Below are 10,056 nucleotides of genomic sequence, written 5' to 3' on the forward strand. Positions count from 1 at the left end.
TGATGAAGTCCAGGAGATCCCGGTCGGCCACGGGACCGGCCGTGGAGAGCTGGCGAATATCGAAGAGGCGCACGAACTCCTCGTAGGAGTAGACGTCCTTCTCCTCCGGGTGGGCCCAGATGATGCGGGTGAGGAAGTTGCGGAAGCCCTCGGGGAGGTAGCCCTGGTCGCGGTACCACTCGATGGAGGTATCGCCGGAGCGCTTGGAGAGCTTGCGCCGGCTGGCGTCCCGCAGAAGGGGAGTGTGCACGATGCGGGGCACCTCCCAGCCGAAGTAGCGGTACAGGAGCAGGTGCTTGGGGGTGGAGGAGATCCACTCCTCCCCCCGGATGGCGGTGGTCACCCGCATGAAGTGATCGTCCACCACCACGGCCAGGTGGTAGGTGGGAAAGCCGTCCGACTTGAGCAGCACCTGATCGTCCACCTGGCGGGAGTCGAAGACGATCTCGCCCCGCAGGGGATCCTGGAAGCGGAACTCGGCCTCATCCGGCACCACCAGACGCACCACGCAGCGCTCTCCCGCTTCCAGGCGCCGGCGGGCCTCCTCGGGATTAAGGCTGCGGCAGTGGCGGTCGTACATGGGGAGTTGGCCGGCGGCCTGCTGGGCCCGGCGCACCTCCTCCAGTCGCTCGGGAGGGCAGAAACAGCGGTAGGCGTGGCCGTGCTCCAGGAGCCACTCTGCCGCCGCCTGATAGAGGGGCAGCCGCTGGCTCTGGACGTAGGGACCGTAGTCCCCGCCCACTTCCGGGCCCTCGTCGGGGGCGATACCGAGCCACTCCAGCGCCGCCACGATCTCATGCACGGCCCGGTCGTCCAGCCGCTTGCGGTCGGTGTCCTCGATGCGCAGGATGAAGCGGCCCCCGGTCTTATCGGCCAGGGCCCGGTCCACCACGGCCTGGAGGGCGGTGCCGATGTGGGGCCGGCCGGTGGGGCTGGGCGCCACCCGGGTAACCTCCGCCCCGGGCGGGAGGCCGCGCGGGGGGTAGAGGGACTCGTATTGGTCGAGGGACAGGGGACGATCCGGCAAGTGAGTGACTCCCGATCTCAGTTGAGCGTGGGGCTATGGTAGCACGGGGAAGGGGAGGGGCTCAAGGAAGGGCCGGCCGGCCTTTCCTGCTGGTGGGCGGGTGGCTGCTTCAGACCTCCCCATGTAGCTGGTCCTGGTTCAGCCGACCGCCATCGTTCGTGATCGGACGTTGCGTACGATATGCTGCCCTAGCAGGCACGAGGGCCAGCAACAGAGTAGCGGCCGACAGGCTTGAGCACTTGCCTCTGGATGTGTTCCAGGTGCCTCCCTACCAGATCACCACGAAGTCTGCCATACGCGGTTGAACGGGCTCCATCGCTCCGTCGACCAAGTCTAGCGACCACAGGCCGTCATCCATTCTCTCAAAGAGCAGGCGAGTGCCATCCGGCGACCACTGGACATTGAGGAGGCTGCCCAAGGCTTCCGTCAGCCGGACCGTGTTCCCCGTTTCGGTATCGAAGAGCCAGAGGCTCGAGCCGGGACCGGGGACTCCCGGGGGCATGAGCGGTTGTTCGAACGGGAACTCAGCGGCGAGGGCAACCCAGCGTGCGTCCGTCGGAGCTATGCTGGCAGAACGCACGATGGCCGTCTGCGTGAGTCTGGTGAGCTCAAGCGCTGTTGCGTCGAGACGCCACAGGTTGTCGAAGTACAGCGCCAGCTTCGGATCTTCCTCTGCCCAGACAAACTGCAGGGCGTTCGAGCCGGGGAGCCAAGTTAGGTCAAAGGGGCTGTATGCGCCGGGCATGGGGATCACGGTGGCTTGGCCGGTGCCGTCTGCGTTGGCGAGGACCAGATCGATCGGGCCTCCCATGAGGTCTTCCAGTCTCACACACGCCAGTCTGGTGCCGTCAGGCGACCAGGCGGCGCTTTCATACAGGAACACCTCCTCGCTGGGCAGTATGACTTTCGCCTCGCCCGTGTTGACGTCTACGACGCTCAGTCCCCCGCCTCCGACGAACGCGATGCGTTGGCCATCGGGCGACCAGACCGGCTCGCGGCCTTCCACCAAGAAGGAGAACTCACCCCTGGCCACATCGAGAAGGTAGATATCCCAACCGTACGGCTGACCCTTGTACTCCAGCGCTAAGGTGTCGGTGACAACCAGAGCCACCCTGTCTCCGCCAGGAGAGACGCTGCCCCAGCGCAGTGGAGGTCCCTCGGTGCCCTGCACGGGGTAGTGTCCGAGATAGAGGCCCGCAGCCTGTTCGGTGTCGATCAGGAGGCGTGGCTCACTGCCCTCGGAATCGGTCAAGAGAAGCCTGTTACCTTCCCGCAGAATGATCCGGAAGGGCTCTCGCGGCGCCTCAGCCAGGCCCGGGATGAAAGGCGGTTCTGCCACCGGTATGGGGGTCACCACGGGTGTGGGAACCGGCGTGGGGAAGGGCGGGACGGTAGGTGTGGGCTCGGGCGTCCGTGGAGGGCGCCCATCCATCCAGTCTGGCGGTAGGGCGGTAGCCGTCGGAGGAGCGGGCTCCGCCCGGGTGGGTACTTGCAGCGGAGACTCCTGCAGCAAGGCCGCGGCGTCGGGCCGTGCGCGCCCAATGGCGATCTCGGCCTGAAGGCGGCCTTCTGGGTCCAGGAGCTGCAGGAGCCCTCTTCTCTGGATGACGATTCCCTGGTCTGTCCAGACTAGCAGGTTGAGGTCGAACCAGCCAGGGGCCTCGGGGATTGGCAGTTCGTCGCTCTTGTCTTCGGCTGTGTCCACCAGCCAGATCTCTTCCGCCAGCGGGGCGAAGTACTGGAGAACGAGCTTCCGGGCCGAATCCGGAGACCAGGCCAGTCGGCTTGGCGTCGGATACAGGAACGAGCCCGGCAACGGCTCCTCCCGACGGGTCACCGTCCAGATGGGCTCGGCCTTCAGGGTCTCGACGTCGCCCAGCCAGACGACCGGCGGCTCAGATCCCGGGCCCTCCCCTCGGGGGACAACCACGAAGGCGAGGCCCCGTCTGCCTTCGGGCAGGCTGACCAGCTCGAAACTCATGTAGGTCTCCTCGGGCACCTCTTCCTGGGGCCAGAGGTTCTCCAACTCGCCGGAGTCCAGGTGCAGCAGGGCGAATCCCAACCTCCTCTCATCACCCACATCCGGGATGAGCCGGGTGACGTAGAGATCCCGTCCATCGGGAGAGGCCCCCAGGACGCCGAAGACGCGCCCGCCACCGATGACCCTCTTCTCTCCCGTGTCTAGGTCGTAGGACCAGACTTCATCCTGTGTAGGCCAGGGCTCTCCTTTATGCAGTGCCGCCTCTAGCTCATCCGAGCTGGGCCACACAATCCTGGTGTAGGCGAGCCGAGCGTCGGCGATCCAGGCCACCGAAGTGATCTCCTCGATCGGACCGGACTTGCGGCCAGTCAGTTCCCCTCTTGCCTCCTCGATCAGCCTGTACTCGCCGGTGTCCGTGTCCACCATACCGACCCGACTAACCCCCTCACGGTCAGCGAAGACGAAGGCAACCTGTCTGCCGTCAGGGGAGAGCTGAGGCTTCAACGTGGAGAAGCTGGTCGAGCTATCCAGTGATACCAGAAGCCGCGCCTGGCTGCCCTCTACGAGGTAGAGTGCCTCTGCGTATCCCATAGGTCCAGGGACGGGCACTACCAGCTTGGGGAAGGTCCCAGTACCCTCGACCACCGCCGGCCAGGGGGTGGGCTCGGGCATGGGGGTGGGTGTGGGGAGAACCTCGTCCGTAGGCGCCGGAATAGGAAGGGGGGAGTCGAATGAGCTGGGGAGAGTCGGCGTTGGAGCCACGTACTGGGCAACAGGAACCAGAGGCGTGACGTGCGCGTCTGGAATGGCGCTCTGGGCCCGGTAGAGCCGGACGATCGCCAGGGCCAGGACCGCCAGTGCAGCCAGGCCGACTAGGGACGCGATCAGGTTGCGCATCTTGCTCATTGCCAGCCTCCTTGGCTGAGCGCCTCCTCAGGCGAGGCATCGGCTCTGTTGCCCACGGAACGGCGAGGCTACCGCTCTCATCCCTTCACCTAGCATACCTCCGCCATCACAGTAGTCCAAGTGCCGGCGGCACCGGTCTGTACCTGCATCACCGGTGTTGCCAGTCCTCCGCCTCCGCGTCGTGTCAGTTTCAGGGGCAAGGCGCGCGTGGGCGCGCGCACTCCTCGTGGGGAGGTGGTGTCAGAGCCAGGGCCTAACCGCTCGCTCCTAGAGGGGGAGTGCGGGGGCGCACTCCTCATGGCGAGGTGGTGTCAGGCGCCAGAGCACGCCAGCAGCGAGGGGAGGGCGGCAGCACGCGGCCGCCACATCCTCACTGCGGGAGGAGTTCGCGCGCCCACGCCCGAGCAGGTTGCGAAAGCCCGCAAGAGCACCACCGGCTCCGGCAACCGCAGGAGGAGTGCGCGCCCACGCGCGAGTAGGTTTCAACCCTCAGGGCCGGATCACATGGGGCCGAGGTCGGCCTCGAAGGCCCGCACCAGCCCGGTCCCCCAATCCCCCAGGGGCTCCAGCCGCCCGAAGAAGAAGCGGAGCACCGGCGGCTCCTGCACGAACCGCAGGCCCCTGACCAGGTGGCGATGCTCGTGGAGCCAGGCCAGGCGGTCCACCGCGTACTCGATGTGGGACATGGTGTACACCCTCCGCGGCACCGCCAGGCGGGCCAGCTCCAGGTCCGACGTCACGTCGTTGCCCTGGTCGTCCCGGTCCATGGAGATCGTGCCCCGTTCCATGCTCCGCACCCCGGATGCGAGGTAGATGGCCGCCGCCAGGGCTCCTGCCGGGTATTCGTGCTGAGGGACGTGGGGCAAGAAGCGCCTGGCGTCTACGTGGGCCGCCAGCCCGCCCGGAGGCGTCACCGCGGGGACTCCCGCCTCGAGCAACCTCTCCACGAAGTAGCGCACGAACTCGGCGGCGGCGCCGGCCACGTTAAGGTCGGTCATCTCCCGGATGCCCACGGCCATGGCCTCCACTTCCTTGGTAGACATGCCGCCGTAGGTGGCGAAGCCCTCGTAGACCGGCAGCCAGGGCAAGATGCGATCGAAGAGGTCCTTCCGGTTGGTGGCGATGAGGCCACCCCTGGCGGCCGTGCTCTTGCGCCCCGAGAGGTAGAGGAGGTCCACGTAGCCCATCATTTCCTGCAGAATCTGGGAGATGGACTTCTCGGAGTAGCCCTCCTCCCGCTGGCGGATGAAGTAGGCGTTCTCAGAGATGAGGCTGCCATCCAGCACCAGCGGGATCCCATGGGCGGACACCACCTCCTTCACCTCACGCAGATTGCGCATGGAGAAGGGCTGCCCGCCTATCAGATTGGCGGTGGCCTCCATACGGACGAAGGGCACCCTGTCGGCGCCGTGCTGGGCGATGGCGTCCTTGAGCCGCTCGACGTCCACGTTGCCCCGGAAGGGATCAGTGCTAGCGGTATTCAGAGCCTCGTCGGTGTAGATCTCCAGCACCGTCCCCCCGGCCAGCTCGAACTGGGCCTTGGTGGTGGTGAAGTGGTAGTTCATCGGTATCACGTGGCCCGGTTGGATGAAGGCCTTGGCCAGCAGGTGCTCCGCCGCCCGGCCCTGGTGCACGGGCATGGTGTGCTGGAAGCCCAGCACCTCCCTCACGGCGTCTGCCAGGCGATAGAAACTCTCTGACCCGGCGTAGGCGTCGTCCGCCACCATCATAGCCGCCAACTGGTTGTCGCTCATGGCGTTGGTGCCGCTGTCGGTCAGCATGTCCAGAAAGACATCCCGGCTGCGCAGGAGGAAGGTGTTGTAGCCCGCTTCCTCCAGGGCCCTGAGCCGTCGAGCTACGGGCACGAGGCTCGTCTTCTGGACGATGCGGACCTTGTGCATCTCTACGGGGATCTCTCTGCCACTGGACAACCGCACGTACATGCTCGCGCTCCTATAGCGATGCGCCAACTGCACGCCAAGACACCGGGTGCCGGCGGGCTCGTGTGCATCGGGGTTGCCTACTTGGCAAGCAGGCAACAAGGGCGTGGTGGGCACGCCCTTGTACCGGTCAGCATAGCACAAGGTGAAGAACACGGGAAGCCAGCGGGCGCTGAGGGACCGGGATCGCGTTTCAGGCTAAGGCGCGACGCCGCCCAGTAAAGCGTGAGCACCTCTTGGCCCCTTTGCGCCTTCGCGTCTTTGCGTGAGGCTCTGGCGTACCTAGTGCGAACTCGAGTTGGCAGAGCGCAGGCAACCAGAAGGCCGGCGGGGACTGACCCCGCCGGCCTGAAGATGATGTCAGGAAAAGGGCTACCGGGCGTAGTCCACGGCCCTGGTCTCGCGAATGATGGTGACCTTGATCTGCCCGGGGTACTGGAGGTTCTCCTCCACGCTCCGGGCGACGTCCTTGGCCAGCTCGATGGCAGCCAGGTCGTCCACTTCCTCGGGCTTGACCACGATGCGTACCTCGCGCCCCGCCTGGATGGCGTAGGACTGAGCCACCCCCTTGAAGGAGTTGGCCAGGTCCTCCAGCGCTCGTACGCGCTTGATGTAGGTCTCCAGTGCCTCCCGGCGCGCTCCCGGCCGGGCGCCGCTGATGGCGTCCGCTGCCTCCACCAGGATGGCCTCCAGACACTGGGGCTCTTCTTCCCCGTGGTGGGCCAGGATGCAGTTGAGCACCAGAGGGGGCATGTTGAAGCGACGCGCAATGTCCCCACCGATGGCGGCGTGGGGCCCGTCCACCTCGTGGTCGGTGGCTTTGCCGATGTCGTGTAGCAGTCCGCCCAGCTTGGCCAACTGCACGTCGGCACCCAGCTCCCCGGCCATCATTCCGGCCAGCAGCGCCGTCTCCACCGAGTGGTTGAGCACGTTCTGGCCGTAGCTGGTGCGGAACCGCAGCCGGCCCAAGCACTTGAGCAACTCGGGATGCAGGCCGTGGATGCCCACCTGATAGGCGGCCTCCTGGCCCGCCTGCTCGATCTGCTCTTCCACCTCCTCCCGCGCCTTCTCCACCAGCCGTTCTATCCGGGCGGGGTGGATGCGCCCATCCTGCACCAGCTGCTGCAGCGCCAACCGGGCGATCTCCCGCCGCACCGGATCGAAGCTGGAGATGGTGACCGCCTCCGGGGTGTCGTCCACCACCAGGTCCACCCCGGTGATGCTCTCGATGGCGCGGATGTTGCGCCCCCCGCGCCCAATGATGCGTCCCTTCATGTCGTCGGAAGGCAGCTCCACCGAGGCTACGGTCGAATCCGCCACTTGATCGGCAGCGCAGCGCTGGATGGCCAGCCCGATGATCTGGCGCGCCTCGCGCTCCGCCTCCTCTCGTGCCTGGGCCTCGATCTCTCGGATGAGCCGAGCGGCGTCCTGCCGGCAGCCCTCGGCCACCTGCTCGAGGTAGATCTGGCGTGCTTCCTCTTGCGTCAGGTTGGCGATCCGCTGCAGCTCCCGCTGTCTCTCCTCCTCTAGCCTGGAGAGCTCGCTCGCCTGCTTGTCGAGCCGGCTCTGCCGCTGATCTAGCCGGCGGCTGCGCTCTTCGAGAGCCTCCTGCTTCTGATCCAGGCTCTCGGAGCGTCGTCGAAGGCGATCGTCGTACGCCTGCAGCTCGCGCCTAGCTTTCTGCTCCTCCTTTTCCGCCTCATCCCGGATGGCGAGAGCTTCATCTCGGGCACGAAGCACTATCTCCCGCGCCTCCGCCCGAGCTGTCTCCAAGATACGCTCGGCCTCGTCTTGCGCCGTGATGGCTCGCTGGCGGGCCCGGTAGCGGCAATACCAGTACCCAGCAGCTACTCCGCCTAGTAACGCCGCCACGGTAACGGCGATCCAGGCTACCCATAGCATGACGTTCATGTCGTCTACTCGTCCTCTATAGAATGATCGAGCACATCGTGCTCGCCCCATGTCAGGTCCAGACGGTTCAGGACCTCTTTGACAGTCCCGTACCCGAATCCCCGCCGACGCAGGAGCGCGTACAGCTCTTCGCGCAGAGACTCCCGGTCACGGCCGGGGTCGCGCCGCTCCAGGTGCTTTTCCACCAAGGTCGCCGCAGCCTCGGCGTCGTCTACCCCTTCGAGTGCCCCCTCAGCTGCTTCGTCGGAAATCCCCTGGCGGCGAAGCTCGTAGCGCAGAGCCCGGCGACTGCGCGGGCGGAAGGCAAGCCGCTGCTCCACCCAGAACTGGGCGAAGGCGTCATCATCCACCAGATCTACCCGCTCCAGGCGGCCGAGCGCTTCTTCCACCGTCGCCTGCTCGAACCCGGCCCGGCGCAGGCGCTGCTCTAGCTCGAACCGGCTGCGCGGCCGAACCTCCAGCAGCCGCAGGGCCCGCTCCTGGGCCCGGCACACCTCGTCCCGGCGCCGAAGCTCCCGTATGTCGTCCTCGCTCAGAAACTGCCCCAGGTGGAGGGCCGCCGCCGTCAACTCTTCCAGGCTGAAGGCGTACTCGTCATCGAGGAAGACGCTCACGCGTTGCCGGCGACGCTTCTGCCTCTCCAGCCGAGTGACCCTCCCTTCCATCGTTGCTCTTGGCCTCTTGCGCAGGGAACGACAAAGGGCCATGGCGGCGATAGCACGCCATAGCCCTTCCGGTTTCCCGCCGAACTGATCGCTGTCGGCCCACTCGGGCGGTCCGCTGGCACCGATCAGGGGGATATAGCACCCCCGGCCCTCCCTCCAGGGAGAGCCTGCCGGATCATAGCGCTACCTGGCTCCTACATCGGCTCCACCGCAAAACCGCAGACCCCGCTAATGCCTGTACAGCGTTCTATGCTCTTCGGAATCTCACAGACCCGAAGTGACTATGCTGACGAGCGTCCAGCACTAGTCCGGCTCGCCCGCGCGCGCCTCGTCGCCGTCAAGGTCTTCTGCCACACCTACCCGCAGCAGACCTTGTGCCTCCCTCACCTTGTTTTCGATCTCGCGTGCTATGTCGGGATTGTCGCGCAGGAAGTCCTTGGCCGCCTCCCTGCCCTGGCCTAGGCGCGTCTCCCCATAGGAGAAATACGACCCGCGCTTGTCCACGATCCCGGCTTCCACACCTAGATCAAGTATATCAGATAGGCGCGAGATACCTTCATCGTACATGATCTCGAACTCGGCCTGCCTGAAGGGAGGAGCCACCTTGTTCTTCCGCACCGTCACCCGCACTCGATTGCCAATTACCTCGCCACCGCGCTTCAGGGATTCGATGCGGCGCATGTCCAGCCGCACCGATGAGTAGAACTTCAGCGCGTTGCCTCCGGGGGTAGTCTCTGGGTTGCCGAACATCACGCCGATCTTGTAGCGGATCTGGTTGGTGAAGATCATGGCGGTGTTAGATTGCTTGATCGCCCCCGAGAGCTTGCGCAGTGCCTGGCTCATCAGCCGGGCCTGCAGGCCGGGGTGCGAATCCCCCATCTCGCCTTCGATCTCGGCTCGAGGCACCAACGCCGCCACCGAGTCTACCACCACCACGTCCACCGCCCCGCTGCGCACCAATGCCTCGGCAATCTCCAGCGCCTGCTCACCGGTGTCGGGCTGGGATACGAACAGATCCTCGATGTTGACCCCCAGTCGCTGAGCATAAGCCGGGTCCAGGGCATGCTCCATGTCTATGAAAGCGGCGACACCGCCTGCCTTCTGCGCCTCAGCGATAATGTGCAGGCATAGCGTGGTCTTGCCCGCGGACTCGGGGCCATAGATCTCGGTGACACGCCCTTTGGGCACTCCACCCACGCCCAAAGCTAGGTCCAGCGCCAATGAGCCAGTGGGGATGGCTTCCACCTGGGCCCACTGATCCGTGCCCAGGCGCATTATGGCACCGTCGCCGTAGCGGCGTCTCAGATCGGTCAGAACCGTATTCAGAGCCTGTTCTCTACCAGAACCTGCCATGTACGCACTTCCCCCTGCCAGATTCGCGTTAGCGAATCCTCAAAGCCCTCCCAGTTTACAACAGTTGCTGTCACATAGCAAGGACAATCATAGGCGTAGGTAGGGCTTTCTCAAAGTCGGGGAGGTGAGCGGAGCAAGGGGTGAGCCGGAGGGGATGCGAAGCGAGCCTCACTTGGTTATTGTAAAGCTGAGAAGCAAGCACTAACCAAGGAGGCTCAAGGTGCAGTATAGCACACTCTCCTCTGATCAGATGACAGCGGTGGGTCCGGTGGT

At 65.5% G+C, this 10,056-nt stretch carries 6 protein-coding genes; all 6 read right to left on the reverse strand.

Annotated elements, in window-relative coordinates; genetic code table 11:
• Positions 1 to 1,027, reverse strand: a 1,027-nt coding sequence (locus tag HPY83_19200) for a glutamate--tRNA ligase (protein ID NPV10077.1), incomplete at its 3' end; no start/stop codon positions are given.
• Positions 1,028 to 1,295: 268 nt separating this feature from the next.
• The gene (locus tag HPY83_19205; protein ID NPV10078.1) at positions 1,296 to 3,914 is read right to left on the reverse strand and encodes a hypothetical protein; all 2,619 of its coding nucleotides are present in this window, start codon (positions 3,912 to 3,914) and stop codon (positions 1,296 to 1,298) included.
• Positions 3,915 to 4,414: 500 nt separating this feature from the next.
• Entirely contained in the window at positions 4,415 to 5,857 is a 1,443-nt protein-coding gene (locus HPY83_19210; protein ID NPV10079.1) for a tryptophanase, read from the reverse strand.
• A gap of 369 nt (positions 5,858 to 6,226) precedes the next feature.
• The gene (gene rny / locus HPY83_19215) at positions 6,227 to 7,765 is read right to left on the reverse strand and encodes a ribonuclease Y (GenBank protein ID NPV10080.1); all 1,539 of its coding nucleotides are present in this window, start codon (positions 7,763 to 7,765) and stop codon (positions 6,227 to 6,229) included.
• Between the two features lie 5 nt (positions 7,766 to 7,770).
• Positions 7,771 to 8,430 carry a hypothetical protein gene (locus HPY83_19220; GenBank protein ID NPV10081.1) on the reverse strand — a complete coding sequence of 220 codons (660 nt, stop codon included), beginning with the start codon at positions 8,428 to 8,430 and terminating at the stop codon, positions 7,771 to 7,773.
• A 303-nt stretch (positions 8,431 to 8,733) separates the two neighbouring features.
• Positions 8,734 to 9,783 carry a recombinase RecA gene (gene recA / locus HPY83_19225; GenBank protein NPV10082.1) on the reverse strand — a complete coding sequence of 350 codons (1,050 nt, stop codon included), beginning with the start codon at positions 9,781 to 9,783 and terminating at the stop codon, positions 8,734 to 8,736.
• Positions 9,784 to 10,056 lie beyond the last annotated feature (273 nt).

It is taken from the genome of Anaerolineae bacterium (assembly GCA_013178015.1).
In the GTDB taxonomy this organism is placed as follows: Bacteria; Chloroflexota; Anaerolineae; order DRVO01; family DRVO01; genus Ch71.